Origin of the sequence: Paenibacillus koleovorans NBRC 103111, from assembly GCF_004000845.1 — a bacterium.
Lineage (GTDB): Bacteria > Bacillota > Bacilli > Paenibacillales > NBRC-103111 > Paenibacillus_AA > Paenibacillus_AA koleovorans.
The window spans coordinates 1-26,024 of sequence record NZ_BIMA01000035.1 but is presented as its reverse complement, the minus strand read 5'-3'; the positions used below and the strand labels follow the sequence as shown (position 1 = coordinate 26,024).

Here is a 26,024-nt window from a genome sequence, read left to right as displayed (position 1 = left end):
TTATTCCTTTAAAAAATATGATTAGGAGCGTGTTATTAATGAAAAGCAGCAAAAAGAAATGGTCAGGAATTCTCCTTGCCGCCGTATTATGCTTCAGCATGGTTTTATCCGCATCTGCAGCTACGGATCCCTATGCTTATATCGACGGGTCAGTAGACTATGACGGCAATCAAGTGAACGGTTACCAGTATGCTTGGACAACCCATGCCAATGCAGGCTCTATTTTTGTAAATGGAATTCTCTATAATGGAGCTGCTTCCAAGGCGGGATGCGGTGGTTACGGGTACCCGACTTACCCGTATACAGAGTTGTACGCGGAATGTACGACCACTAAGGCTGTGTCGAGCCCACCGGCCTCAGGCTCCTGGACATCCGTGGCGTATACAACTACCTCTTATACCAATAACACCAAAAGCGACCGCTTGTATTTCTACGGCACCCTGTAGTCCAAAGCGAATAGAATCAGGGCCTGCTTAAGCTTGAGCATATGAAAAAAAGAGGACGGGATTTCCGTCCTCTTTACTATGGGGGAATGCTGTCATGCGGAAATGGGTGACTGTTGTTGTTCTGGTTCTTCTATTATTCACAATCGGTTGCGAGAGTCTGCAATCGCCCAAGCCGGTGAACCTTACGATCCAGTATCCTTCAGCCAAAGGTTTCGAGCAGCGGTATGGCGCAGCCTACAGGGAGAAGTATCCGCATGTTACCATTCAAGTTATCGAGGGACGAAACGCTCCGCAAGGTCCTACCGATCTTGTGTTTATGAATAGTCTGGCCGAGTACGAGCGGCAATCGAGAGAAGGGAAGCTGCATGAACTCGATAGCTTTCTCCAAAGGAATCCAGGTATGCTGAGCCGTCTTTCACCGGTGGTTGTGAGCTTATTGCACAATAAATCGCCAAACAAGCTTTTCGGGCTTGCGCCGGGGTTTACCAGCTATGCGATTTATTACAACAAAGATCTCTTCCGGCAATTCGGGATACCGGAGCCGCGAGATCAAATGAGCTGGCAAGAGCTGTTGGCTCTGGCTGAGCGTTTTCCGGTTGTGAATAAAAACGGCGGCCCCCTCTACGGCTTCAAATCCGACTTCTACCGTAATATTGCGATTGGACTGATCCTGCGAATCGGACAGACAGAGGGGAGGAGCTTTATCGATCCGAGTACGTTGAAGGTCCACATGGAACCTGAGATCTGGAAGCCGATTTGGGAGCAGATAACCAAAGCTGTTCGCAAAGGGGTGCTATATGATCAGGAGGACTCAGAGCAAACGTCGAATGCGGACCAAGAGCCTCCCTCGATTCTGAGCGGACAAGTGGCGATGCAGTGGGGATCGCAGGTTTTGTCTTACAATTTTGCACAAGACGTGAAGATGACGGGCGGCAATCCTATTAATTGGGGACTCGTAACGGTGCCTGTAGATCTCAATCAGCCCGATTTGTCCGATTTTTACAGTCTCCAGGAAATCTTCGGGATCTCCGTGAATTCGCAGCATGCGAAAGAAGCATGGAAGTTTATTTCCTTCCTTTCTTCAGACAAGCAATTAGCTGCTATTCCGCTGAATCACATCAACACTTTGGGACTGCCCGCACAAATTGGGTTAGTGGCCCAACCAGACGGGAGGGACTTGTCCCCGCTGTTCAAGCTAATCCCGCCTAAAAAATCGTTCGATCCTTACCAAGAGGTACCGTATCCAATCATTAATGCCTTTTCTGACGTAGGCCAAAAGCTGGTGGAAGAGGTACTGGAGAATAAAATAACGGAGGAGGAAGCGCTGCTCCGCATCTCGATTGAGGGACAAGCAGCCGTCGATGCAGCCCGAGTCAAGGCAACCCGCTTTCCATAGCATACCCAACCGAACTCCCAACCGAGCAGTTGAAAGCGCTGCACCATGCTGCACCCCCGGCGAAAAAAGCTATGCTCCTACTGGATTTTAAGCTTGAGTAGGCTACAATAGAGGAATATAGGCTGCTCGGCACAAGCTTCGTAGAGAGGAGCGAAGAAAGATTGTGAGAAAATGGATTATGATTACGATTTCAATATTATGGTTTGCAGCCCCCCTCTCCTCGTTGGTTGCGGCGGAAATATCCTCGTCAGAGGAACAGGCTGCCGCAACATTCGAGCAACATGCGGCGGAGCTGAGGCAGCTAGGTCTGTTCCAGGGGAGCGACCACGGCTTCGAATTGGAACGCGAGCCGACGAGGACAGAGGCGCTTGTCATGCTGATCCGTCTGCTGGGCAAAGAGGAGGTAGCGTTGGAAGCGGGACGCTCCGCCGAAGCTCCTGCACATCCTTTTACGGACGTGCCGTCATGGGCGCAGGCATATGTGGATTATGCCTGGAAGCATCAACTGACGTTGGGCGTGTCGCCAACGAGTTTTGGTGCGAACCAGCCGGTATCATCCGCGCAGTATTTAACCTTCGTCCTGCGTGCGCTCGGCTATGATGATTCCAAGGGGGATTTCGAGTGGAGTCGAGCCTCGGAGAAGGCCGTTGAGATTGGGATGGCGACGGCTCGGGATTACAGGAGACCGGAGGGCCATTTCCTGCGAGCGCATCTGGTCGATATCTCCTACGGGTCGCTGTCCGCTCCGTTGAAAGGAAGGGAGCAGACCTTGCTGCGCAAGCTGATCGATGAAGGACAAGTCAGTCAAGAAGCGGCGCAGCGCGCCGGGCTGCCGGTCGCTGCCGGGCAGGGCGAATATTCGCCGCCGCGGACCTCGGAGCCTGCCGGCGAACCGGAGCACCGTACACGCACCGTACCGGTCACGGTAGAGCGGGGAGCGGCTATTGTGAATGGGATCGAGCACGGAATGGTTTCGGTAGATAGAGACACGCTGCTGCGCGAATTCCCGCAATTTGCAAGCATAACGCAAACGTCATTCACCGTTCGCTCCGTAGAACGAACGGCCGAGGAAAGGGAACGGCTGGCGTTGCTGGGATTGCTGATGAGCGGGATGATGCCCGATAATCCGGTCAACGATTATCTCGTCGGGCCGCCCGTCAATCTGGAGCGTCCTACTGCTCTGGCCGGGGGACAGGATTATGGAAAAATGGATGTTTTCCGCGCATATGGTTTTTCGGATGCCCATAATCGTCTGTTCGCCTATACAACGTTGGCAGATCTCGATATTAACAAGCAGACATGGACCATTCATTATTATTCAGACGAGCGCACACTGGAAGAGAAGACTGCCGACATCATCGACGAGGCCCGCCAACTGATGAAAGGGGCCGTGTATCTCACTCATGAGTACGCCAATCCCGACGAGGCTGCACGCAGTATTCCGGTGAAGCTGGACTATAAGAAATCCGAGTCGCGCACGATTATGCCGGACGGCAGTGTCCACACCGAACATATTGCAAATGCTGTCCTTCCACGTTCGGCGCTGCCGGAGTCGGTTCGTCCGTTCACGCACAAGTCCGGCATCGGCATCTGGTGGTCAACCTCCCGCCCGCACTCGCCCGACGAATTTGCCGAAACACCGCTAATGTCCCGACTGTCCTATTTGCTGTATCGCGATGGTCAGGTTGTATCCACAGGACTGCACTACATGCCTTGGAATTTCGATGAACTTTCCTTCCTCACTCGCGAGTCAGCCGAGAGTCCCGGCGTCATTTTCAGCTTCCTGGAGGACGACAGCGGGCATTTGCTGGCGTACACATCATTTTATTATCCTTCGCCGGTCAAATGAATAAATTTGTTGCCTAATATTGTCGACTTAGAAAATTCTCATTGAATGGTGATATTATGAACAAAAAGCTGATTATTGGAGGAAAGTCATGGAAAATGAAAAATGTGACTTGATACACCCGAACGGTGTCAAGGAAAAGAAAATGGAAGTGATTGATGGCTACACGATCAAGTACCACGCAAACGGAAAAACAATGTGGTCAAAGGGAAAAATGATTGAGGATAAGCCGGACGGCTACTGGGAATGGTATCGTCCCGATGGAACTATAAAGCGTTCAGGGTATTTTGACATGGGCGAGCCTGTTGGTGAATGGGTCACCTATGACAGCAAAGGCAATAAACACAAATCTACCATTCGTAATAAAGAATAAGTGACATGGGCCATTCGAAAGATTACACTTCTTTTTGATCTGTTATCTCCAACTTCTTGTTTGCAAGCTGTTGAACGAAAAGCCCAGAGAAGGCCGCAACAGCCTGCCTCCCGGCAATCCGCCACAGCCCTCCAGCCCGCGTCAGACGCGGCCTCTTGCCCCTCTCTCCTCCCCCGTCGCCACCGGATTGTCTTTGTAGCTAATCCAATCGCTCCAGCTAGATTCCATGCCGGCCGCCCCGTCTATACGGTCATCCTCACGGGCAAGATGCTGGAATGCGGAAGCCAGACTGTCCGTAAATTTTAATTGAATCGATCCATGCCGCTCGACTTGTCTAGCTGCTGCAGTCTCTTTGACGGCTTCGGGCAGCACGACAACAATCCATCGCAGGTGCGCATGTTGGAGGATCGGCAGAGCGTTCAACATCGAGTCCAGAGTGGCGACCGTCCTTTCGGCGATAATCCGATTATCGATCAGAAGGTGAAGGGGCTGCGTCGCCTCTTGCAAAGCCATGTGCGCATCCGCAGCGATATCCCGGAAATCCTCCATCGTTACCACTGGTTCAAAATGCGTCAAAGCCAAAATATGATTTTGCACCAGCCACCCTGCTTTATAACGCATGCTTAACTCCCCTTTGTTATGTGGTCAAATATTGTCGACTATATGCCCATAGCGCCTCAGCTTCATGGCCTACGGGCAAAGGAACGCTGAAACGCATTGGGCGATCCTGCTTCCAATGCACCCCCGAATGCTTCTCCAAGATCAGCCGACCCAGATAAGCGCTGCCTTTGGCTATCGGCTGGCCGAACATTCGAGACAACAATCGAAACAGCAACGATGCCTCTTGGAACAAATTCGTTCGAACGATTCCCGGATAGCAGGTATGCACGCGCAACTGCGGATATCGCTTGGCGAGCTCGGAAGCATAGAGATCGACCGCAAGCGCTGCCTTCATCGCGGATGATAGACCGGCTTGTGGTTCAGCCCAAGAGGTCGAAGCATTCTTGTGGACGCCATTACCTCCTACCATAACGATGCATCCGTCAGGTACGATCTTGTTCTGCTGAAGAAGGATCTCCGATAACGCGAATTTACTCAAATAGTTTGTTGCGAAAGTCGTCTCCAACCCTTCATTGGTCAGCCGTGCCTCTTTGTCGGTATATATTCCTCCCGCACACAGCGCCAACGCATTAATCATTCCTTCTAGCTGTTCCGCTAATCGACGTACATCCGACATCTTGGACAGATCTGCATAGAGGTAGTCCGCCCCCAGCTCGGCGGCAATCTTCTCGCCTTGGGTTCGATTACGACCGACGATCGTTACCTCCCAACCGCGTTGCGCGGCAAAGCGCGCCGTCCCGTAACCGATTCCGCTTGTTCCTCCAGTAACTACGATTCGCATAATGCCTCCCAGTATTAATTAGGATACTAGCTATAAAACAAACGTTATTCATCTTCATACTTATAAACGCACAATCGCACTCACCCCCTCTTTAATCGCTAGGACCCTAGCTATAGGCGTAGGCGAAAAGCCCCTATTAATAATATTCCTTATCCCCTAGATTCTTGGCCACTCGTTGCAGCCATTGTCCCAGCAAATCTCTCTCGGCTTGCGTGAACCCTTTAAGCATCTCGTTCTCGAATTCCAGAATAAGACCGACCAGCTTTCCGAACACCTCGTTGCCCTGCTGCGTGAGCGTCACAACGTTAGCCCTTCCGTCCGTATGGCTAGGCTTGCGGGAGATGTATCCCCGAGCCTCCAGCTTATCTAATATTCCGGTCAAAGTCGCGGATGTAATTCCACTATGATGCTGGAGCTTCTGCTGCTCCAATCCCCCGGATTGAGCCAAATAGCCCAGGATCTCGAATTGCGAAGTCGTCAGATTGAATGCGCTTAACCGCACGTCAAGCTCTTTGCGCATAATAATATAGGTTCTTTTCAAGTAAAGGATGGATTGAGACATGCGGTATGGCTCCATTCTGAGATTGTGTCGATATTACTAGCATCCTAATTATAAATTGGATATTTCCAGAATGTCAACCGACCTCGCTTCATAAGTATCTCAAGTTGCGCTTGTCGTTCAGCTTAGACAGGCTTAAGTATAACGAGCATGTTCGCTTGGTCGGCTACGCCCGCTCTGTTAGTACTTTCAGGAGTGATGCGTTGACTCCTTGTTGACTCAGAACATAGAAAAATACATCGCCCGAGCATGTAAGCGACATGGCGATGTATTCAACGGCACATATTGCTATATGTTTTTCGGCTCTTACTCTTCCCCCGTCGCTACTGGATTGTCCGCGTACGAAATCCAATCGCTCCAGCTTCTTATCCCCCCACGAACCCCCATGTTCGGAGGGTTCCAACGCCAAAAAGTAGGGGTTCCGATCAGCGCGGCGGGAATGTCTCGGAGGACATGCCAACGTCCATGTGCAACGACCTCCCTTGGCTACGTTTGGGAGGACTTGTGGAGCAAGAAATCCGTGGAGGACGGGGCTGGCGGAACAGTACAGTTTGAGCCGGGGCAAGTCATCCACCTGTGGCTGGGTCAAGCCGAACGGATCGCCAACAAAAGGCCAAGTGAAGCAAGGTAGCACCCGGAAGCGATGAGCTGGAAACAAGCTACAACGCTATTGTTTGCAAGGTGTTGGCGGTTGTTTGCAATAAATGATATGTAAAAAACATTTGACATTTAGTGCTCTCCTTAAATAAAATGAATTTTGTAAAAAGTTTTTGACATTTGAGGTTGGTGAATATGGAGAATCGCATTAAAGAAATACGCAAAGACAAGGGGATTTCACAAGAACAACTTGCTGCAGCTTGTTCCGTTTCGAGGCAAACAATTAATGCGATCGAGAATAATAAGTATGACCCGACACTCAATCTTGCGTTCAAGCTAGCGAAGGTCTTAGGTACATCGGTTGACAGTTTGTTCATCAGCATTTAGCATCCTGGCTCTCTACGGAGCGGGAGCTACGCCATTTTAACATCCGTATAGGAGGGAAAATGAAGTTGAAAAACGCAAAGATGCATTGGAATCAAATTCTTGCTTATGTTGTCGGGGGAATATTCTTTTTATTGTTCTGCCAAATGTTCTACAGATGGATTCAACATGATACGCTAGGTGTTGTTGATGATTTTATTCGTCTGGCTATTCCGCTTGGAATCGTCATGTCTGCTTTGACATGGGGAACTCCGCATAAAGGGTTCAGTCAGGACGATGAGCTTGGAAAGTTGATTTTGTTGAAGAGCGCACGATTCAGTTATTATGCTCTTTTGATTGTAATCTTCATCGTTCTTGTCATTGAGAAATACGTTAATGGCCAAGACAATATTCCACTAAATCTAATATTATGTTTTGGTCTAGCTGTACATCCCGTTGCAGAGTTTCTGATATCCAGAAGATATAAATAAAGAAAGAGTAGCCTGCCCCAGCCGCTCTGCAATGGCTAACTCCGGGAGTTTGCAACCACTCTCGTCGGGTTCTTGTTTGCAAGCTGTTGACAGAAAAGCGCAAAGAGGGCCGCAACAGGTCACTAGCTCACAACCTGTCACAACCCCCAAACCCGCGTCCGACGCGGCCTTACGCCTTACCCTCATCCCCCGTCGCCACCGGATTCCCCTCATACGAAATCCAATCGCTCCAGCTCCCTGCGTACAGCTTCACATTCGGAAAACCAGCCTCCTCGAGCGCGAGCACGTTAGGGCAGGCGGTGACGCCGGAGCCGCAATAGACGACGAGCTCCTTGGCCGGGTCGAGGTCGCGGAAGCGCTCCGTTTGGCCAGCGGCGTCGCGCCAACGGCCTTGCTCGTCCAGCGCGCCTTTCCAGAAGCGGTTGATCGCTCCCGGGATATGCCCGGCCACCGGATCGATCGGCTCGCTGAGCCCGAGATAGCGAGGCTCCTCGCGAGAGTCGATCAGGACGACGTTCGGATCGCCCAGTCTGGCGCGAACGTCGGCCATCGAGAGCAGCAGCTCTTCGCGCGGATGCGGCTCGAACGCGGCGGGCGCCGGCGTAGGCACCTCGGCGGTGATGGAGCCCCCCGCCGCCTGCCAGCCGGCGAAGCCGCCGTTCAGCACATAGACGCGCTCGTGGCCGGCATACCGCAGCATCCACCACAGACGCGAGGCATAGGCTCCACCCTGGTCGTCGTAAGCGACGACGGTGGTGGAGTTGCCGATACCGGCTTGCCCCATAGCTGCTGCGAAGCTTGTCATGTCCACGAGCGGATGACGGCCGCCATGCTCGCCCTTCGGCGCAGACAGCTGCCGATCTAGGTCGATGTAGACCGCGCCGGGGATGTGCGACTCTTCATACGCCGCGCGCCCCGCGGCCGGATCGGTCAGCACGAACCGGCAATCCGCGATGACCAAGTCCGCGTCGTTCCAATGCTCCGTTAGCCAACTCACTTCCACTATATGCTTCATTCGAGTCACGCTCCTGCTTCAGATAGATACTTCCAGCTTACCCGACCACTCCTGCAGGAGCAAGTAGCAGCGAAAAGTCTCCCAACCGTGCAAACCAAACAGCCGCCGGCAGAGCAAGCGCCCAGCCAACGGCCGTCCCTAAACCGACTATACTCCTACCCCACCAAATATACAGAAAACCAACCGCCCACCAGCAGCGAGCAGCCGCCTATGCTTCAGCCTTTTAGCCTTATAGCCTTAGCCTCACTCACTCAGCTTAAGCCTCACCCCCAGCCTCTACACCAGCTCCAGCTCCAGCCTCAACATCAGCCTGAACCTCTGTCCCGACCTCAGCCTCAACACCCAACCTAGTAACTAATCAAAGCCGCCATGATCAAGCCGGTAGCCAAGCTAAGGCGAGAAGCAAAAATCCCCACGCTCACGTTGCCGTTCGGAATTTCACGCACGACCTTGAACGGGGTCAACCACTCGAACAAATAAAACACGATCACTTGTGCGAAAATGCCGACGATGCCCCACAGCGCCAAATCCAACAGCGATACCGAGTGGTAAATTGCCGATGCGAGCATGATCGCCAAACCGATGATTTTGCCGCCCAGGTCGTGAGCCGCCGCCTTCGCCGCATTGATCTTCCGCAGATCGTCGGTCGCCGCCCCTTCCCGAATCAACGCGAACTCGTTATAAGGTGTCGTCACCAGAAAAGCCAACAACCCGAAGGCCAGCAGGGGCAAACTAACCCCCAAATATTGCAGAAAGTTCAAAATATGATCCCATTGCGTCGTCTCAACCGTTCCCATTCGCTTCTTCTCCTCCACCCCATTAAACGTTATTCCAAGCCGATCGGCACGTAGTACGACAAGTTCCCCGTAATGCGTCCGCCCGCTCTGGCGACAATAGCCGAAGCCTTCCCGCCGGTGAGAAAAGAACCCCAAAGCATTCGGCCGCGTTCCACACCGCGCTCCGTCTCCAGCTCGACGACCGGCAAGTCGACCTGCTCCTGCACGACCATCGGCTGCTCCCAATAGTTCACCTCGCCGTCCCGCTCCTGCACCGCGCCGTCCGCCCCGTACAGCGTAACGGCGCCGCCTTCGCGACCCAGCACCGGCTTGGTCACATACGGCCTAACCCCTGCCAAGCTAGACTCCTCGAGATAGGTAGGCAGCATATACGCCTCGATCGCCTCATGCTCCTCCTGGGTGAAAAAACCACCGTCACCCGCCGCATGCAAGTTCCAGATAAGTGCCTGGAACGCCTTCGTCTGCGCCAGCAAAGCCGACGGCGGGTTGATCGAGCAAAGCCGGCCCCGCGCCAGCAAGTCGAGCACATGCGCCCCTGTCGGGTAGCCGTCTTCCTCGTCCTCGTCCTCGGCGAGCTTCTCCATCGCATGTAGCCGATACAGCAAGTCGATCGGCTCATGCCGCCCGTCCTTCCACTCGCACAGCCGGTCCTCGTACACCCGCAAGTCAGACAGCGGCACGAACCGGCCCTCCAGCCCGCTCTGCGCGAGCAAGTACCGCGTCGTGCCCGCGTCCTCCTCGTGCCAGTCCAGCGCACTGAACGCCACGCGGTCCACCGCGAAGCCCGCCGCCGCATAAGCGACCGCCGCTCCTGTGAACGCCTCTCGCAGATGCGAAGTCATGCCGGCATTCGGGTTCCCCATGCCGACCAGCTCGCACACCCGGCCATTCACCGCATACGCTTCCACGACGCTCGTCGGCGTGTCGCTGTTCAGCTCCAGCATCTTGAGCCCCCGCGGCGTCTCGGCAAAGTCGAACCGCCCGATAACGGTCGGCAGCGACTCCGAGACATATACCCGCACGGCGCGCCACGTCGCCTCCGGCAAGCCAAGCGCCTCGAACAGCGCCGGCTCCCCGAGACGCGCCATATGCAGCGTCCGGTTGAACACCCGGCCAAGCCGCTCGGTCGCTTCCGCAATCTCCGTCCTCAGCGCCGCCGAGACCGACACCACCGAGGCAACCGCATACTCTTCCCCGTACATCCGGTCCCACGGGAACAGCCCTTCCTCCCGCAGCGGACCGTATAGCCGCTCACGCCAATCCGCATACCCGCCAGCAGAGCCAGAGCCAGAGCCAGCACCTGAACCGCCCAAGCCGCCAGGACCGCCAACGCCAACGCCTCTCCGAAGCGCGGCAACACTCAAAGCCTTGTACTCGCCGCCCATACGCCTGCGCTTCATCCCCATCGCGGCTTACCCGCCCGACGAGGAAGAACTGGAGCTGCTGCTGCCAATCCCACCCTTCGAGGCTGTGCTCCCCGAAGACCCGCTCGAAATACCGGAGGATGGCTTCTGCGCCCCGCTGCTCGTGTAGCTGCTGCTCGAGCCGTTGCTGCCGCTGCTTTTGTAATACCTTTTCTTCCCGTTCGAATAGTAGTACGAATTGCCGCCCACATAGCTGCCGTCGTCGTCGCAGTAGCCGTCGCTATTGTCGTCCCAGCACTCCGCCCCGGTTCCCGCCGACGTTCTCGACGACTGGGTGCAGCCTGCGCTGAACGCCATCGTCGTCGCCACGAACAGCCCGACCAATGTTCGCGTCTTCGTTCCTTTCCAATCCGTCATGCCTGCCTCCTCCTCTCTCTGTCTCTATCACGCGCCAGGCACGGCGTAATAAACGTATACCTTGCGGTCCTCATCCACTTCCGTAGATGTGTTCTCCCACACTCGCCCTTGCAGCGTCAACCGATCGCTCTGCAGAATGAGCAGCGCATCGTCGTTGTCCTGGAACTCATAGCGATGAACGACCGGGTAGCGGTCCGTCCCTTCTCTAAATTCCCTCAGCTCGATGCGTATGCCTCCCCAGTACGGGTCGACTTCCCCCGCTCCCTCCCAAGCGTGCTCATCGGAGGCGAGGGCTACGTAAAGGATATACTTGTTCGATTCGACCGAGCAAACCTTTTTCTCGTACACCACCCGGTCCTTCACGAAATAATCGCAGGCGAACCGAAGCGACACCTCATCCTTGTCGATAAAATCGTAAAAGTACAATAGCGGAAAGCCATGTTCGGCGTCGTCCAGCCGGTATTCCAAACGTGCCATCGGACCGCATCCTCCCCATCAACCAGATACCCGTATATACGCAAGCGAATCGATCGCGGTTCCAATGTAATACACAATATCCTTTTCCCCCCATTTGATCCGTCGCAGCCCCCCAAGTAAAATGAAGGCAATTGTACACAACAGATCGGCCTCATAAAAAATAGGCAAGGAGCGCCCTCGCAAAATGTCTCAGCCACCTAACTTTCATTGGATCATCGCCCCATTGACCGAGCAGCATGCCGAGCAGATTACGACCTGGAAATACGAGCCGCCCTACGACGTCTACCAATGGCCGGCCTGGGAGCGGATGCTCGCCGATGATTATGAATTTGCCAACGCGCACATCCGGGAAACCCAATACATCGCCATTCTGGACACCGCGGACGACCACTCATTAGCCGCCTATGCGCAGCTATTCCCTCTGGAGGGCTGGACTCGCTTGGGCATCGGCCTTCATCCCGTTCGTTGCGGCCTTCGCCAAGGCGTCGGTCTTTCCATCATAAAAGCGGTTCTCCAGCATACGCAGCAAAAAACACCTGCCAATCGAATAGACTTGGAGGTGTTCGTTTGGAATGTCCGTGCAATCCGGGCCTACAGCTCGACGGGCTTCGAGATTCAAGATACGTACGAGCGCAAAAATGCGATTACCGGTCTCCCGCAGGAGGTGCATTGCATGGAGCTGAACCGCCCCTGACCGGAAGCTTGTCCCGCTAGTGAATGTCCCGCTTCTTGAAACGGCCACCCTTCACGTCATGGATGTTGCCTACCGCCAGGAACGCCGCCGGATCGAGATCCTCGACGATCGCCTTCATCTTCGCTTCCTCGAGACGGGTGATCACGCAGAAAATAACGCGCTTGCTGTCGCCGCTGAAGCCGCCTTCCCCATTCAGGAACGTCACACCCCGGCCGAGCCGATGAATGATGGCATCTCCGATCTCCCGGTTTTTCTCGCTGATGATCCACACCGCCTTGGACTCGTCGAACCCTTCGAGCGTAATATCGATCAGTTTAAAGGCAATATAGTAGGCAATGAGGGAATACATCGCTTGGTCCCAGCCGAATACGAACCCCGCGCTTCCCAAAATAAAGATGTTGATGACCATAACGACTTCACCAACCGAGAAGGCGCTCTTCTTGTTCACCAGAATGGCAACGATCTCCGTCCCGTCGAGCGATCCCCCGGATCGTATGACGAGACCGACCCCGATACCAAGCGTAATGCCTCCGAATACGGTAGCAAGCAGCGGCTCGATGGTCAATGGAGGAACCGGATGCAGCAGGGTGGAGCCAATGGACATAAGCGCAACCGCGAACAGCGTAGAGATGGCGAACGTCTTGCCGATCTGCTTGTAACCGAGGAACAGGAACGGCAGGTTTAAGAGGAATAGGAAGATACCGAGGGGGAGCCCGCTCAAGTGCGAGACGATAATGGAAACGCCCACAATGCCCCCGTCGATGATCTTGTTCGGAACGAGGAAGATTTCAAGCGCTACCGAGACTAGCGCGGCACCTAAAGTGATTAAGATTGCTCTTTGCAGGAACCGGGCTCGGGAAATTTTCAGGTGCTGTCGTTTCGATGCTGCATCTTTCACTTTTGCGTTAGCATTGGATGAGTTGGTCAACGTGAATCCCCCTTAGGTAATGGTGTTAAACTAAGTAGATCAGCTGTACTTCTTTATCGGTGACGATCAGCTTGATGATATGATGCTCGCGATCGTAAACCGCCTTGCCGGCCCCGATGTACATAACCGGATCCGCGCCAAGCGCGTAGAACAAGTCGTCGGCCAAAGTGCGCAGGCACTCCGAGCGTTCGCCCTCTTCCAGCCCGCCCCACTCCTCGGCACTCATCTCGAAGCTGTCGTACACACCATCGAACCGACCGAGCGCGCCCGATAAATCCCGGACGATGTCTTCATATTCGCGGTTAAACTTGACGCCCATTCACAGTCCTCCTTCCTGACGCCCCCCTGGAAAGCAGCGCCTAATAAACTATGCTATAATATATTGTATCGTATTGTGCGGGGATGATCCAATAATGTTGAAAACGCAGATCACGAAAGAAGAACTGGAACGGCTAGGTCTGGAAATCAAACGGTTGTTTCTCGTGCCTGCGCTGGAAAAAGGACTCGAATTGCAGCAAAAAGGGTATGTGTACAACACGGAATTTCAGACGGGGCGGAAGCTGGCGGCCAAGGTTCAGGATACGCAGGTGTTCGATGTCCTGCTTGAGCTGGAGGCACTGGAGCAGAGCGGCTGCACCTGCGGAGAATCGTCCTGCAGGCATATGGCGGCTGCTTTCTTCTATGTGTACGCTGTTTACGGGCGGCCGGACGCTTTCGTGCGCTCGCTGAAGCAGGCGGAGCAGCAGCAGCCGACCAGAGCCGCCTCGGCGCTGCACCGCAAGACGGTGCTGCTCGCGAGCCAGTCGGAGCTGCCGTCCGAGACGCCGAAGGAATCGGCTTCGCCGGAAGAGTGGTACGCCTTCATGTTGGCCCAGTGGGACGCTTTTGCGAAGAAAAACGCGATGCACAAGCTGTTCCTGGACGACTACTACCGAGCGGCGCTGCAGACGATTACGCTGCCGACGCAGTGGTGGAGCCGGACGCCTCGTTTCGTCTATGCGCTGCGGGCGGTTCTGCTGCTGCTCGGCCAGCTCGAGGAGGATTATCGCCAGCGAAGCGCTTTCGGCTATTCCGCGCCGGGCGATCGTCACAAGGAAGCGGCGGAGTCGCTGCTGGAGAAGTCGCGCGGCTTCCTGCGGGAGCTCGACCCGGCGGAAGCTCACGGGCAGACGGCGGAGCAGTTGGAGGCTTTAGGTGGAGAAGCCCGTTCGCTGCTGCTGAAGGCGCAGGAGGATTCGCCTTATTCGGCTCTGGCGATGCACCGGATGCTCTGGTCGCAGCTGCTTCGGCATGGAAACGCGGCTTGGCTGGAGCAGGAGCGGGAGCGGTTGGATGCGATTCGGCGCGGCGGCGGTGGGGCCGGCAGCGGCGGAGGTGTTAGTGTCAGCAGCGGGGCGGCGCCGTCGGACTTTGTGTCGCTTTCGGCTACACTCGCCTGCGTTCACTTCCTGCTGCTGCAGTCGCGGGACGGCGAGGCTTGGAAGACGCTCACGGCTTCGCGCCTGTTCCGGCCGGAGCAGCTGCTTCCTTTCCTCGAGGAGTGGAAGCAAACGGAGGATTGGAGCCGGCTGTGGAGCTGGCTCGAACGGCTGCGCCCGGCGCTGCGGACGATGAACGAGAAGTCGTTCCAGCTGTTCTGCAGCTTCGGCCACGAGGCGGCGCGCCAGCTCGGGCATGCGGACGAGTGGTTGAATACGCTCGCCGCCCTGCTGCCGCGCAGCTATTACGCCTATACGGAGGCGTTGATCAAGCAGGGCCGCTACCGGCGCTGGGTCAATTTTCATTTGGCCGAGCGGATCGGGCTGTCTTCGCTGTATCCGGTCGACCTGCGGGCGATCGAGGCGCATGACGCTTCGCTGCTGCTGCCCGTATATCATCAGTCGATCGACGATTATATTCGCCAGAAAAACCGGACCGCCTACAAGGAAGCTATCCGTCTATTGAAGAAGCTCGCTAACATTTACAAAGCGCTGGGCCGTCAGGACCGCTTCGACTTGTATATGGAGCGGCTCATCCGGCATTACGGCCGGCTGCGGGCGTTCCAAGAGGAATTGAAGAGAGGAAAGCTGATTCGATGATAGGGCCTGCTCCGATCCAAATCAACGTGAAATGGCTGCCGGACGGCGCGTACTTCTTGTCGGGGGATACGCAAGGGACGGCGCTTGAGCCCGAGCATCTGCGCTCGCTGCTGTTCGCCTGGCATGAGTCTTCCTTCTTCGGCACCTTCATCGAGACGGCCGGCTTCGAAGGAGCGGACGGTGTGCGGCTGGGTGCCGAGGAAGCGCTCGACTTCTTCGCCAAGCCGTGCTGGAACGAGCATGTTCGCCTCCAATGGAGCGAGGACGGCATGCGGCTGCTGGACGCCGCTCCCGAGCTGCTGGAGGCTCGCGAGCAGGACCGCATCGTGCCCGACTACGGCCAATGGCGCAAGGGGCGGTTGGTCTGGAAGGTGCTGCCTGCGTCGGACGGCGGCGGGGGACTCGAGGTCGGCGGAGTGGTCGGCGCCTGGCTGGACTTCCTGATGGCGGAGCGGCTGCCGCTTGCGCATTCGCGGTTGGCGCTGTGGGATGGCGGGACGGCTTCTTCAGACGCCGAGGAGGGTCCTGCAGGACCGGCGGAAGGCTCGCCGCTGGAGCTATTCGAGGATGAGCGCGACTGGCTCGTCTCCATCGGCTGGCTGCCGGACGAAGCCCCGTTCCGGGTATGCCTGCAGCTGCAGGAGCCGGAGGTCGGTTCGGTGTGGTCGATGGCTATCGTGCTTCAGGACCGGGTGAATCCTTCGGTCCTGGTTGAATGCGCGCCGGATGGCACTCCGCTCGGCAGGATCGGCGGCGAAGGGACTGATTGGGTTGCGGATGAAGCCGATGCCGTGGAGGTTGAGGTGGAAGGTGCTCTTGCTTGGCATCCCGAGAGCGTCGGCATGATGGGCGAGGCCGATCGGGATCTAGAGGAAGCAGTGAGCGGCTGGAATGGTTGGCATGGTAGGCATGGGGCTGTTGTCCCCGAGCATTGGGGAGATCCTGCCGGGCGTATTCGCCGGACGATGGCCAAGTGGTGGCATCTGATCCCTTGGCTGCGCGACGGGAAGGACGAGGTCCGGCGTTTCATCGATTACAATGAGGCGTGGGATTTCTTGATGGACAAAAGCTTGCGCCTCGTCGAGCTCGGCCTCCCCGTGCTGCTGCCGTCCTGGTGGGAGCAGCTGCGGTCGATGAAACCCCGGCTCAAGGCGCGGGTCCGCTCTGCCGGCGGCGGCGGGGCCGGTCCAGGAGGCGAGTCGCTGTTCGGGATGAACCAGCTGATGCAGTTCGACTGGAAGCTGGCGCTCGGGGGTATGGAGCTGAGCGAGGAAGAGTTCGAGCAGCTCATGAAGCAGAACCGGCAGCTGACGCAAATTCGCGGCCAGTGGGTGCTGCTCGATCCCGCTCTGCTCACGCAAGTGCAGCAGCTCATGAAGCAGGTGCGACGCAAGGACGGGATGACGTTCCGCGACGTGCTGGCGATGCATTTGCTGAGCGATGCGGACGGAGTGGCGCTCGGCGATGACTGGATCGACGAAGAACGCGACGGTGCGGAGCGCTTTCGGCTCGAGCTGGAGCTGAACGAGCATCTGCGGCAGTTCATCGACCAGCTCAGCCAAGCGTCGGCGATTCCGCGGATCGAGGCGCCGGAGTCGTTCCAGGGGACGCTGCGCAACTATCAGGTGCAAGGCTCCTCTTGGCTGCTGTTTCTGCGCCAGTTCGGCTTGGGCGCTTGCCTCGCCGACGACATGGGTCTCGGCAAGACGATCCAGATGATCACCTACTTGCTGCACATTCAAGCGTACGAGCGGCCGGACGCTCCCTCTCTGCTCATCTGCCCCACCTCGGTGCTAGGCAACTGGCAGAAGGAGCTGGAGCGGTTCGCCCCGACACTGCGCGTCAAGCTGCACTACGGACCGAACCGCTCGAAGGGCGATGCTTTCCTGGAGACGGCCGTCGGCTGCGACTTGATCATTACTTCATACGCTCTCGCTTACTTGGACGAGGAAGAGCTTACCTCAATGAACTGGAGCTCCATCTGCCTCGACGAAGCGCAGAACATCAAGAACGCCTACACGAAGCAGGCGACCTCGATCCGCAAGCTGACCGGCGGCCATCGCATCGCGATGACGGGGACGCCGATCGAGAATCGGTTGACCGAGCTGTGGTCGATCTTCGACTTCATCAATCCCGGCTATCTCGGGCCGCTTCGCGAGTTCAACAGCCGATTCTCCGGCTCGGTGGAGCGCGATCGCGACACCGACCGGATCGGCCAGCTGCAGCGGCTCGTCAAGCCGTTCCTGCTGCGCCGGGTCAAGAAGGACCCGGCGATCGAGCTGGACTTGCCGGACAAGCTGGAGTCCAAGACGTACCTCTCGCTGACTGCGGAGCAGGCGGCGCTGTACGAGGGCTACATCCACGATCTGTTCGAGAAGCTCGACCGGCTGTCGCCGATGGAGCGGCGCGGGCTCATTCTCGCTTCCTTGACCAAGCTGAAGCAGGTGTGCAATCATCCGGCTGCTTTCTTGAAAGAAGGCGGCTCGGGGGCGGCTGGAGCGAAGCGGCTGGCGGGCCGCTCGAACAAGCTGGAGCGGCTGATCGAGATGGTGCGGGAGCTGCGGCAGGAGGGCGATTCTTGCCTCATCTTCACGCAATTCGTGGAGATGGGCAAGCTGATCGAGCGCGCGCTGGCGGAGGCGCTCGGCGAGCCCGTGCTGTTCCTGCACGGCGGCACGCCCAAGGCGCATCGCGACCGCATGATCGAGCGGTTCCAGCGCGGGGCCGCCGCCTTGGGGCCGGCGGCGGGCGGGATGGAGCCGGCGGACGAATCGGGCGACGAGGTCGCCGAAGTTGAAGCCGCCGTCGAGACAGGCAAGCCCGCAGGCAGCCCGCTCGAGCGGGCGCTCGATTCGGACGCCGAAGCCGGCGTCTTCATCCTCTCGCTCCGCGCGGGCGGCATCGGCCTCAACCTGACGGCGGCGAACCATGTGTTCCACTTCGATCGCTGGTGGAACCCGGCGGTGGAGAACCAGGCGACGGACCGGGCGTTCCGCATCGGGCAGACGAAGCATGTGCAGGTGCACAAGTTCATCACCCTCGGCACGCTGGAGGAGCGCATCGACGAGATGATCGAGCGCAAGCAAGGGCTGAGCCAGCAAATCGTCGGCGCCGGCGAGCAATGGATCACCGAGCTGTCCACGGACGAGCTGCGGGACCTGTTCACACTGCGCCGGCAATGGATGGATTGAGAATAACGTTAACGGCATAGTTACAACTAAGCCCTCTGAACGCTGACGACGTTCGGCGGGCTTTTCTATTTCTCCTGCAGGTGTGGCGGGATATCGGCGAAAAGCTCTTTCACACAAAACGATACACAGGGCAGCTTGTCCGAAGCGACCGTATCGTTTTCCTCAAACAGATCCTCCAGCTCGAACATAGCCTTTCCTTCCTGCAACAAGTATCGCTCGAGCGTAACCGCATCCGGGTCCACGATCCAGTACTCCGGCACTCCGTACTTGGCATACGTCCTGGCTTTGCCCACCTTGTCCCGCTTCCGCGAGCCCGGCGACAAAATTTCCACGACCAGATCAGGCGCTCCCTCTACACCCCTCCGGGTCAAAATCGACAATCGGCTCCGATGGATCATCATAAGATCCGGCTGCCGGATGTCCGTATCGCTTAGGATGAGATCCAAAGGGGCGTCACAGATGACATAGTCCGACCGGCAGCTGTTTTTAAGCAGAAACTCGAGCTCCCCACTTACAGACTGATGGGCAAAAACCGGCCCCGGCGACATCAACTCCAGCTTCCCATCCACAACCTCGTACCGATTCCCGTCATCCGGCATAGCCGCATACGTCTCATAGCTCACCGGCTGCTCGCGCACAAGATCGGGCTTCTTCTTTTCCTCCTCTTCCGACATCTTAGCACCTCCTCCATCCACTTGAACTTCCCGCTACTTCCCACTATAACATATCGCGGATTATTCTAGTTCAATACAAGGCCGAATCCCACACTCATAAGAAAAACGGCTACAACCCCCATCCCGATCCCCCAAGCTAGCATCTTCGTCGTAAACCAACGGAAATCCCCTTCCGGCTGATCGATCTTATGGATTCTGACGAAAACGGCCACATTGACTGCAAGAAGAAAAATAAGAACCACAATCGCAAGGATCGACCAAAACTCAACCAAATTCTCAATCCTCATCGGCTCGTCATTCCGTATTCGTGAAAAGGCGACATATTGATTTCCCAACAAAACTGTAAAAGCGACGATTCTAATTATTTTTGCTTTCAGATCCTGTTTCTTGCCGATCCGCTCCCGTTCGTATTCCGCTATTTCCCGCATAAATCGTGGTCCGTAGAGGAGCCATAAATGTTTCGGAAAGAAAATACCCCAAATTTCAGCCACCACCAGCGCAGCATACACCAGAATGCCTAGACCATATACATCGTGCGGCGAAGGTTGCAGCAATAAAAAGAACCCGCCTACACCAGGCAGAATAAGGCTCACGATCCCATTAAGAAATAGAATCTGTTTTCTCCGCAAAGCTCTCAGTCGAATCGGGTCCATCTTACTCCTCACACTCCCTGCCAGGCAACTTTACAGTACCGCCCCATTTTACCATAAGGAGGAACCTCGCGAGGTAGAATTCAGTCAGGCTGCTGTAGAAAAAAGAAACAAAATTTCATTGCTGCGCCCTGGGTTGTCCTGCAACATTCATTTTCCGCCTCGCGTCTAATTCGGTAGAGAACTGGAAGAGTTCCCCTCATTCCAAGACCGGAGAAGCAGGAGGAAAATACAATGATCAAATCCAAAACGTACAGATGGCTGATGCCCGTTATGCTCGTAATCGTGCTTGTCGCGGCCCTCATCCCCGTATCGGCCGGTCCGTCCGGCGATTCGCTCAGCGGCGGCAGCGCGCAGGCGGAGACGGAAGTCCAGATTACGCTCCGCGGCGAGCCGCTTGCAGTAGAACGCGCGCCGTTCCTCGAGAACAATGTGACGCTCGTGCCGCTGCGCAGCATCGGGGAGGCGCTGGGCGCCGAGCTGGCTTACAACGAGAGCGACCACTCAATCGACATCCGCAAGGGCGGCTCACACATCCACCTGACGCTGGGCTCCCTGTCCGCCGTGAAGAACGGCCAGCTCATTACGCTGCAGACCGCCCCTCGCCTGTCGGGCGACGTCACGATGGTGCCGGTCCGCTTCATCAGCGAGACGTTCGACATGCTCGTCACGTGGGACGATGCTACGCGCACCGTGAAGATCAACGACCTGCAGGCGCTGCCTACGGTCGGCACGCTCGACAACCTGCGCCAGCTGCTGGAGAAAGCGCAAACCGCCGCCTATGGCGGGATCGCCGTGGACATGGCCGCATCCGCCGAATCGTCACGCGCAACGTTTGACAGCATCGCCAAAAGCGCAGCACCGGCGCCAACGGCCGGCGGAGCAGGCAACGGGGCATCCGCTCCAATGGCGCCGACAGCCACTACCGATCAAGCCGGCGACTACTCCAAGACGAACACCCAGGTTGAAGGCGTCGATGAAGCCGATGTCGTCAAAACCGACGGCACCTATTTGTACCAGATCCATAACGAAACGAACTCGGTGCTCATTACGCAGGCCTACCCTTCCACCGAGATGAAGCTGGTCAGCACGCTGAACTACAGCAACCAGTCGTTCAATCCGCAAGAGCTGTATGTCGATGAGAAATATCTGGTGGTGATCGGCAACTCCTATCAGCCTTACGGGCCGATCGTAGATCCGCCTCCGGGCAAGCCGATTCCAATGCCGATGCCTGTAGATCTCGGCGGCGGCGCAAGCACTTCAGGTGCAGGCGGCGGTTCAACCGGCTCCGTCGGCTCTGCCAGCTCCACCGGTTCGTCCGGAGCAGCAACTCCGTCAGCAAGCCCGGCGACTGCTCCGGTTGCATCGTCATCGCCGGCTACCAATGCTTCCTCTGCGGTTTCGGTTGCACCTGCAGCCAAGATCGCGCCGGATTCCAGAATGATTTACCCGGGCTACATCCCGTACCGCAACACGATGCGCGCCTTCATCTACGACATCACCGACAAGGCGAACCCGAAGCAAGTCCGCGACCTCGAGCTGGAAGGCTCCTACGTCTCGTCGCGCAAGATCGGCTCGGCGCTCTATATGGTGGCGAATCAATACGCCGGCTATCCGTACGCACTGATGAAGGGCGGCGCTGCCGGAGCAGCTGAAGGAGGAGCCATTCCTCCCGACCAACAGCCGCAACAGATTACACCAGCTTACAAAGATTCGGCTGCATCCAACGATTTTACTACGATCGATCTCCCGGACGTTCGCTACTTCCCGGATTCCGTCGAGAGCAACTACATGCTGATCGCCGGACTCGACCTGAGCAAGCCGGAGCAGAACATGAACGTGAACGCCTATCTCGGATCCGGGCAAAATGTGTACGCCTCCGATCAAAACTTGTTCGTGGCGGTGACCAAATACACGGCGCCTGCGGCCTCCACGGATCCGGCAGCCAACTCGACCAACCCTCCGAACCCGCTGGAGAAAAGACTGATCGCTCCTCGTTACGAGCCGAACACGACCGTCTACAAATTCCGTTTGGACCAGGGCCAATCGAAGTTCGTAGCGCAGGGCGACGTGCCGGGAACGGTGCTGAACCAATTTTCGATGGATGAGTTCAACCAGCATTTCCGCATCGCCACGACGAAGGGCAACATGTGGGAAGCCGGCGAGAATACCTCGAAGAACAACGTGTACGTCCTGAACGAAGCAATGGCAATGACCGGCAAGCTGGAGAACCTCGCCCCGGGCGAACGGATTTACTCGGCTCGTTTCATGGGCAACCGCGCTTACATGGTAACGTTCAAGAACGTCGACCCGCTGTTCGCGATCGATCTCAGCAATCCGGCCGCACCTAAGGTGCTGGGCGCTCTCAAGATCCCGGGCTTCAGCGACTACTTGCATCCGTACGATGAGAACCACCTGATCGGCTTCGGCAAAGAAACGGTCGAGATGACGGTCAAGGGCGGCCCCGTGGACGGAGGCGGCAAAGCTGTACCGGATCGCACCACAGCCTACGCGCTAGGTATGAAAATCTCGCTGTTCGACGTCACCGACGTCACGAACCCGATCGAACAGTTCAAGGAAGTGATCGGCGACCGCGGCACGTACTCAGATCTGCTGTACAACCACAAGGCGCTGCTATTCTCCAAGGAGCACAACTTGCTCGCTTTCCCGGTGAACGTCATGGAGGTGCCGAACAAAACGACCGACCCGAACGGTATGCCGGCTTACGGCCAGTTCAGCTTCCAGGGTGCCTATGTGTATAACCTCGATCTCGAGAAAGGCTTCCAGTTGAAAGCCCGCATCACGCACTTGACCGAGGAAGAGCGGTTGAAAGCCGGCTACAGCGGCTACTACGGCCCGCATACCCTGCAACGCATTCTGTTCATCAAGGATACGCTCTACACCCTCTCGCCGGGGCTGATCAAGACGAATGACCTGCTGACGATGAAGGAAAAGGACAGCCTGCAACTGCCACAGCAATAAAAAACCGAGCGGTTCGGATCCATCGGGATCCTGAGCCGCTCGGTTTTTTTGCCCTGTTAGACGGACATGCGCTGCTTGTTGTCGTAAGCCTTCACTTCGGCCGACTTGGCGGCGGCTGCAGCTTTTCGTTTGCTCGTCCAGCGGCCGGCGGCCAGCACCAGCACGACTATGACGGCGACAATCGCCCATTTCAAGAGACCGCTGTCCCCCAGCCAATCTTTGATAAACGGCTCGTCGACCATCATCTTCCCGGCGGTTAAAGCAAGAACCCCGGCCCCGACGTAAATCGCCGAAGGATACTTCTCCATCACGCGCACGACGAGAGTGCTCCCCCAGACCATGATCGGGACGCTGATGAGGAGTCCGATGACGACGAGCCAGAAGCTGCCGTGAGCGGCGCCGGCAACCGCCAGCACGTTGTCGATGCCCATGACGGCGTCGGCGATGACGATCGTGCGGATCGCCGCGGCTAGCGAGGCGCCAGCCTGGACATTATGATCCTTCTCGGACACGAGCAGCTTGTAGGCGATCCAGATGAGGAACACCCCTCCGATCGCAAGCAAACCTGGAATTTTAAGCAGCCACACGACCGCCAAGGTAGCCGCCGCGCGAATAATGACCGCCCCTGCGGTCCCCCAAATAATCGCCTTGCGCTGCTGCTCCTTCGGCAAGTTCCGCGCCGCCATGCCGATCACGACCGCGTTGTCGCCCGCCAGCACCAAGTCAATGACGACGATGGCGGCGAGCGCGTACCACATGTCCATGCTGAACCATTCCATTGTTACCACTCTCCCTTTGTTCGATTTTGGAGCCGTCCTCACCATGCGGACTAGAACGCACAAAAGGCGACCCCTCACGGCGGGCCGCCTCTTCTCCGACAACAAAAGGAAAAGTGAACAGAAAAAGACCCCCACCGTGATGGCAAAGGTCTTGCTAACAACGAAATTCGTTGCCAACAAAGCCGGGGACGTATATCCCGTAATGACGACTTTGCTGTAGCAGCTACTCCCCTTTGATTCAATTACCGTAATTGTATAGGATGGCAAAACAGGTTGTCAAGGACCGAGCACCCGGTTCCAGCATTAGGACAAGTCCGATCGGCGATAGACTTGGGCCGGACAGGCATATTTTGCAGACGAATTCGCGGCAAGAAAGAGACTCCATTTTTTATAATAATTTCGGAGCAAAACTCCAATTCGTATGCTATACTTCAGAGAAGATCATCCTAGGGAGAGTGCAGCAATGGAACGGCTTTTTGTTAAAAGGGGACTTATCGTATCTTGCCAAGCGCTGCCCGGCGAACCGCTCTATGCGCCAGGCACGATGGCGCTTATGGCGCTGGCCGCCGAGCAAGGCGGCGCCGTGGGCATCCGGGCGGGCGGCCCCGACGATATCCGCGATATCAAACGGACCGTGAAGCTGCCGGTCATCGGGCTGCTGAAGCGGAACATTCCCGGCTCCGACATCTACATCACGCCGGAGCTGGCGGACGTGCGCGTCATCATCGAGGCCGGCGCGGATGCGGTCGCCCTCGATATGACGGATCGGGAAGATCGGCTGGAGCGCGTGAAGCCGCTGATCCGGTACTGCCACGATGCCGGGGTGCAAGTGATGGCCGACATCTCGACGTTCGAGGAAGGGCTGCAGGCCGAGGCGCTGGGAGCCGACCTCATCTCGACGACGATGTCCGGCTATACGCCTTACAGCCCGCAGCAGGAAGGGCCGGACCTCGAGCTCGTCCGCCGTTTGAGCGCCCGCTGCGCCAAACCCGTCGTCGCCGAGGGGCGCATCTGGTCGCCGGCTGAGGCCGTGCTCGCGCTGGAGGCCGGAGCCGCGTATGTGGTTGTCGGCGGCGCCATCACCCGGCCGCAGCAAATTACGGCGAAGTACACCGCGCAGGTGGACGGTTGGCTGAGTCGGGGGCTGTAAAGGAGATAGGAAGTCCTGACCGGAGGAGCGAGGAGCTCCGGCCAGGACTCTTTTTTCTGCTCAGAAATAATAGCGTTACGCCATCCCCTTATTTCCCCGAAAGTTGTTTGCCGCTCCAAAATAACGATCCCGCATCACCTTATTTTGCATTCAGACGGTTAGTTTGGTCATTTCGGGACAAATAACGTTTTGCCATCACCTTATTTTCATCCGACATCCGTTTTCCCGCCAAATAACGATACGCCATCACCTTATTGGCTTGTGAAGAAAGCCGTCCCAGGCTAGGTTTGGCCCTGGACGGCTTTCTCTATGTCGGCGGCCCGCTGCATTGCCAGCCGGGCTGCGCCCACAAAGCCGGCTTGCTCGCCGAGCCGGGCCGGCACGATCGCCATGCCCTCGTAAGCGGGCATGACCTGGCGCTGCACGTTCGACCGGATGCGGTCGAACAAGAAGTCGCCTTGCGCCGTCACCGCACCGCCAATGACGATGGCGGGCGGATTCAGCGCATGCACCAGGTTCGTCAGCCCGAGCGCGACATACTCGGCGTACCGATCAATGACGGCCAACGCCTCGGCGTGGCCCTCCCGGGCCCAATCGAACAGCGTCTTGGCCGAATGGCCGATCGCCGCCGCCTCGATGCCGCCCTCCGCCGCCAGCCGCATGAGGGCCGTCACCGAGGCGTACTGCTCCCAGCAGCCGCTCAAGCCGCAATTGCAAGGTGCTCCGCCATGCTGGAGCACCATATGGCCGAAGCCGCCGCCGTAGCCGTCGCGCCCGTAGTAAGGGCGTCCGCCGACGGCCAGGCAGCCGCCCACGCCGGTGCCGAGCGTGATGCAGACGAACTCGTCCCATTCGCGGCCGGCCCCGATCCAAGCTTCGCCCATAGCGAACGCATGGGCATCGTTAGCCAGCGCCACGGCCATGCCGGTGTAGCGCTCGATCTCGCTTCGCAGCGCGACGCCCGTCCAACCCGGCAGGTTGGATGTGGCGTAGCCGATGCGGCCCTCGCGGGCGTTCACGTAGCCCGCCGTGCCGACGCCGATCGCGACCGGCGTCCAGCCGCGCTCCGCGGCCACGGCGCGCTGCTCGTCCGCGATCGCGAACAGTTTGGCGAGCAGCGACTCACGGCTACCTCCCCGCGCTTCCGTCGGCGTGCTCGCTGTATGCAGAATCGAGCCCGACTCGTCGATAATCCCCGATTTAATGTTCGTACCGCCAATATCGATGCCGATGACCACGCGCCTACCTTGCTCTTGCCCTTGCTCTTGCCTTTGCTCTTGCTCTTGCTCTTGCTCTTGCTCTTGCTCTTGCTCTTGCCCTTGCTCTTGCTCTTGCTCTTGCTCTTGCTCTTGCTC

25 protein-coding genes are annotated in these 26,024 nt (G+C 57.2%); 11 read left to right on the top strand and 14 right to left on the bottom strand.

Features of this window, described 5'->3' with window-relative positions; genetic code table 11:
• Positions 1-38 precede the first annotated feature (38 nt).
• From PKO02S_RS13700 to PKO02S_RS13685, 4 genes are all read left to right on the top strand, one after another.
• Positions 39-446: a hypothetical protein gene (locus tag PKO02S_RS13700; RefSeq protein WP_127583672.1), complete on the top strand. Its 408-nt coding sequence runs from the start codon at positions 39-41 to the stop codon at positions 444-446.
• Positions 447-540: 94 nt separating this feature from the next.
• Positions 541-1,842 (top strand): ABC transporter substrate-binding protein, encoded by a 1,302-nt coding sequence (locus PKO02S_RS13695; RefSeq protein WP_127583670.1) that lies wholly within the window; start codon positions 541-543, stop codon positions 1,840-1,842.
• Between the two features lie 163 nt (positions 1,843-2,005).
• Positions 2,006-3,691, top strand: coding sequence for a hypothetical protein (locus PKO02S_RS13690; RefSeq protein WP_127583668.1), 1,686 nt, complete (start codon positions 2,006-2,008; stop codon positions 3,689-3,691).
• A gap of 88 nt (positions 3,692-3,779) precedes the next feature.
• Positions 3,780-4,061 carry a toxin-antitoxin system YwqK family antitoxin gene (locus tag PKO02S_RS13685; protein WP_127583666.1) on the top strand — a complete coding sequence of 94 codons (282 nt, stop codon included), beginning with the start codon at positions 3,780-3,782 and terminating at the stop codon, positions 4,059-4,061.
• Between the two features lie 141 nt (positions 4,062-4,202).
• Here PKO02S_RS13685 and PKO02S_RS13680 read toward each other — a convergent pair whose 3' ends face one another.
• The 3 genes from PKO02S_RS13680 to PKO02S_RS13670 form a co-directional block, all read right to left on the bottom strand.
• Positions 4,203-4,682 (bottom strand): hypothetical protein, encoded by a 480-nt coding sequence (locus tag PKO02S_RS13680; protein WP_127583664.1) that lies wholly within the window; start codon positions 4,680-4,682, stop codon positions 4,203-4,205.
• A 16-nt stretch (positions 4,683-4,698) separates the two neighbouring features.
• Complete coding sequence (locus PKO02S_RS13675) at positions 4,699-5,463, bottom strand: SDR family NAD(P)-dependent oxidoreductase (RefSeq protein WP_127583662.1); 765 nt, start codon at positions 5,461-5,463, stop codon at positions 4,699-4,701.
• A gap of 136 nt (positions 5,464-5,599) precedes the next feature.
• Positions 5,600-6,025, bottom strand: a complete 426-nt coding sequence (locus PKO02S_RS13670; protein ID WP_164821447.1) for a MarR family winged helix-turn-helix transcriptional regulator — start codon at positions 6,023-6,025, stop codon at positions 5,600-5,602.
• A gap of 789 nt (positions 6,026-6,814) precedes the next feature.
• On the opposite strand from PKO02S_RS13670, the gene PKO02S_RS13665 reads away from it, so the two are divergent.
• Positions 6,815-7,006: a helix-turn-helix transcriptional regulator gene (locus PKO02S_RS13665; protein ID WP_127583658.1), complete on the top strand. Its 192-nt coding sequence runs from the start codon at positions 6,815-6,817 to the stop codon at positions 7,004-7,006.
• Positions 7,007-7,071: 65 nt separating this feature from the next.
• Positions 7,072-7,473 (top strand): hypothetical protein, encoded by a 402-nt coding sequence (locus PKO02S_RS13660; protein WP_127583656.1) that lies wholly within the window; start codon positions 7,072-7,074, stop codon positions 7,471-7,473.
• 169 nt (positions 7,474-7,642) lie between these two features.
• Here the strand turns inward: PKO02S_RS13660 and PKO02S_RS13655 are convergent, their stop codons facing one another.
• From PKO02S_RS13655 to PKO02S_RS13635, 5 genes are all read right to left on the bottom strand, one after another.
• Positions 7,643-8,488: a sulfurtransferase gene (locus PKO02S_RS13655; protein ID WP_127583654.1), complete on the bottom strand. Its 846-nt coding sequence runs from the start codon at positions 8,486-8,488 to the stop codon at positions 7,643-7,645.
• A 347-nt stretch (positions 8,489-8,835) separates the two neighbouring features.
• Complete coding sequence (locus PKO02S_RS13650) at positions 8,836-9,285, bottom strand: DUF350 domain-containing protein (protein ID WP_127583652.1); 450 nt, start codon at positions 9,283-9,285, stop codon at positions 8,836-8,838.
• 29 nt (positions 9,286-9,314) lie between these two features.
• Positions 9,315-10,691, bottom strand: a complete 1,377-nt coding sequence (locus tag PKO02S_RS13645) for a glutathionylspermidine synthase family protein (protein ID WP_246066994.1) — start codon at positions 10,689-10,691, stop codon at positions 9,315-9,317.
• Positions 10,692-10,697: 6 nt separating this feature from the next.
• Positions 10,698-11,066, bottom strand: coding sequence for a hypothetical protein (locus PKO02S_RS13640; RefSeq protein ID WP_127583650.1), 369 nt, complete (start codon positions 11,064-11,066; stop codon positions 10,698-10,700).
• Between the two features lie 27 nt (positions 11,067-11,093).
• Positions 11,094-11,543 (bottom strand): hypothetical protein, encoded by a 450-nt coding sequence (locus PKO02S_RS13635; RefSeq protein ID WP_127583648.1) that lies wholly within the window; start codon positions 11,541-11,543, stop codon positions 11,094-11,096.
• A gap of 184 nt (positions 11,544-11,727) precedes the next feature.
• Between PKO02S_RS13635 and PKO02S_RS13630 the strand changes: the two genes are divergently transcribed.
• Positions 11,728-12,237 carry a GNAT family N-acetyltransferase gene (locus PKO02S_RS13630; protein ID WP_127583646.1) on the top strand — a complete coding sequence of 170 codons (510 nt, stop codon included), beginning with the start codon at positions 11,728-11,730 and terminating at the stop codon, positions 12,235-12,237.
• A 16-nt stretch (positions 12,238-12,253) separates the two neighbouring features.
• Here the strand turns inward: PKO02S_RS13630 and PKO02S_RS13625 are convergent, their stop codons facing one another.
• Both PKO02S_RS13625 and PKO02S_RS13620 read right to left on the bottom strand, forming a co-directional pair.
• Positions 12,254-13,081, bottom strand: coding sequence for a YitT family protein (locus tag PKO02S_RS13625; RefSeq protein WP_373865211.1), 828 nt, complete (start codon positions 13,079-13,081; stop codon positions 12,254-12,256).
• A gap of 109 nt (positions 13,082-13,190) precedes the next feature.
• Positions 13,191-13,484, bottom strand: coding sequence for a hypothetical protein (locus PKO02S_RS13620; RefSeq protein ID WP_127583644.1), 294 nt, complete (start codon positions 13,482-13,484; stop codon positions 13,191-13,193).
• A gap of 94 nt (positions 13,485-13,578) precedes the next feature.
• On the opposite strand from PKO02S_RS13620, the gene PKO02S_RS13615 reads away from it, so the two are divergent.
• Both PKO02S_RS13615 and PKO02S_RS32375 read left to right on the top strand, forming a co-directional pair.
• On the top strand, positions 13,579-15,243 hold the full coding sequence (locus tag PKO02S_RS13615; protein ID WP_127583642.1) for an SWIM zinc finger family protein: 1,665 nt from the start codon (positions 13,579-13,581) through the stop codon (positions 15,241-15,243).
• Positions 15,240-18,434 carry a DEAD/DEAH box helicase gene (locus PKO02S_RS32375; RefSeq protein ID WP_164821446.1) on the top strand — a complete coding sequence of 1,065 codons (3,195 nt, stop codon included), beginning with the start codon at positions 15,240-15,242 and terminating at the stop codon, positions 18,432-18,434. The genes PKO02S_RS13615 and PKO02S_RS32375 overlap by 4 nt, the downstream gene beginning before the upstream one ends.
• Before the next feature lie 65 nt (positions 18,435-18,499).
• On the opposite strand, the gene PKO02S_RS13605 is transcribed toward PKO02S_RS32375, so the two are convergent.
• Both PKO02S_RS13605 and PKO02S_RS13600 read right to left on the bottom strand, forming a co-directional pair.
• Positions 18,500-19,108 (bottom strand): Uma2 family endonuclease, encoded by a 609-nt coding sequence (locus tag PKO02S_RS13605; protein WP_127583640.1) that lies wholly within the window; start codon positions 19,106-19,108, stop codon positions 18,500-18,502.
• Between the two features lie 65 nt (positions 19,109-19,173).
• Positions 19,174-19,761 (bottom strand): hypothetical protein, encoded by a 588-nt coding sequence (locus tag PKO02S_RS13600; protein ID WP_127583638.1) that lies wholly within the window; start codon positions 19,759-19,761, stop codon positions 19,174-19,176.
• Between the two features lie 231 nt (positions 19,762-19,992).
• Here PKO02S_RS13600 and PKO02S_RS13595 point away from each other — a divergent pair, with 231 nt between their 5' ends.
• Positions 19,993-22,740 (top strand): beta-propeller domain-containing protein, encoded by a 2,748-nt coding sequence (locus PKO02S_RS13595; RefSeq protein ID WP_246066992.1) that lies wholly within the window; start codon positions 19,993-19,995, stop codon positions 22,738-22,740.
• Positions 22,741-22,796: 56 nt separating this feature from the next.
• Here PKO02S_RS13595 and PKO02S_RS13590 read toward each other — a convergent pair whose 3' ends face one another.
• Positions 22,797-23,519: a TerC family protein gene (locus tag PKO02S_RS13590; RefSeq protein ID WP_127583636.1), complete on the bottom strand. Its 723-nt coding sequence runs from the start codon at positions 23,517-23,519 to the stop codon at positions 22,797-22,799.
• A 463-nt stretch (positions 23,520-23,982) separates the two neighbouring features.
• Here PKO02S_RS13590 and PKO02S_RS13585 point away from each other — a divergent pair, with 463 nt between their 5' ends.
• Complete coding sequence (locus PKO02S_RS13585) at positions 23,983-24,669, top strand: N-acetylmannosamine-6-phosphate 2-epimerase (RefSeq protein ID WP_127583634.1); 687 nt, start codon at positions 23,983-23,985, stop codon at positions 24,667-24,669.
• A 281-nt stretch (positions 24,670-24,950) separates the two neighbouring features.
• Here PKO02S_RS13585 and PKO02S_RS13580 read toward each other — a convergent pair.
• The coding region (locus PKO02S_RS13580) for an ROK family protein (protein WP_307720022.1) at positions 24,951-26,024 on the bottom strand (1,074 nt) is incomplete at its 5' end.